Below are 1,204 nucleotides of genomic sequence, written 5' to 3'. Positions count from 1 at the left end.
CGCCCGCTCGACGTCGAACGTCCGATCGGCCAGTTCTCCGGCGGCAACCAGCAGAAGGCGATCATAGGTCGCTGGATCGCGGCAGGCGCCCGCATCCTCCTGTTCGACGAGCCGACACGTGGCATCGACGTCGGCGCCAAGGCCGAGATCTACGCCCTGATCGAGCGCCTCGCCGCCGAAGGACGCTCGGCGATCGTCGTCTCGTCCGAACTCCCCGAAATTCTGCGTGTTTCCGACCGCGTGCTCGTGATGCGCGAAGGCGCGGTCGCCGGCATCCTGGAGCGGGACGCGATCAGCGAGGAGGCGATCGTCGCCCTCGCCGTTCCGCAGTCCGCCCGTTCCTCCTCCCATTCCTCCCGTTCGGGGCAGTGACGCTCATGACCTCCACCGACAGCCTTCCCGCCGCTCCCAAGCACGGCTTCAAGCTCGGCTTCGGCCTGCGCGACGCGGGCACATTGATCGGGCTTCTCGTGATCATCGGCGTCTTCGCGGCGCTCAGCCCCAACTTTTTGACCGAACGCAACATCCTCAACATCCTTCAGCAGTCCTCGATCAATGCCTGCGTGGCGCTCGGCATGACGCTCGTGATCATCTCGGGCGGCATCGATCTGTCGGTCGGCCCGACCGCGGCCATCGCGGCCGTTGCGGCCGCCGCCCTGATGGTCGGCGGCACGCCGATCGTCTTCGCCATTCCCGCCGCGATCCTGTTCGGCATGGCGGCGGGCGCGGTGAACGGGGCGCTCGTCGCCTATGGCGGGCTCCAGCCCTTCATCGTCACGCTCGGCACACTTTCGCTCTACCGGGCCTCGGCTTTGATCTACACGGGCGGCAACCCGATCTTCGGCATCCCGCCGGCGTTCCGGTCGCTTTTCAACGGTGACATTCTGGGTGTCCCGACGCCCGTGGTTCTCGTGGCCATCCTGGCGCTGATGGTCTGGGTCGTCCTCAACAAGACCCCGCTCGGCGAATATTTCCTGGCGGTCGGCGGCAACGAGGAGGCTTCGCACATCGCCGGCGTTCCCGTGGCGATGACCAAGATCGCGGCCTATGTCATTTCCGGAGGCCTCGCCTCCATCGCCGGCCTCATTCTCGTGGGGCGCCTTGGTGCGGCGGACCCGACGCTCGGCAATCTCTGGGAACTCGACGCGATCGCGGCGGCGGCGATCGGCGGCGCCTCGCTGATGGGTGGCAAGGGGTCGGTGGT

At 67.4% G+C, this 1,204-nt stretch carries 1 protein-coding gene and 1 pseudogene; both read left to right on the top strand.

The window, feature by feature from the left end; all coding sequences use genetic code 11:
* Positions 1-372 (top strand): annotated as a pseudogene (locus tag B146_RS29475) (sugar ABC transporter ATP-binding protein); the annotation flags it as partial.
* Positions 373-377: 5 nt separating this feature from the next.
* On the top strand, positions 378-1,204 hold an 827-nt coding region (locus B146_RS0124505; RefSeq protein ID WP_019999112.1), incomplete at its 3' end, for an ABC transporter permease.

Source organism: Aureimonas ureilytica DSM 18598 = NBRC 106430, from assembly GCF_000382705.1.
In the GTDB taxonomy this organism is placed as follows: domain Bacteria; phylum Pseudomonadota; class Alphaproteobacteria; order Rhizobiales; family Rhizobiaceae; genus Aureimonas; species Aureimonas ureilytica.
The sequence above is the reverse complement of the archived record's forward strand: the minus strand, read 5'-3'. Positions and strand labels throughout refer to the sequence as shown.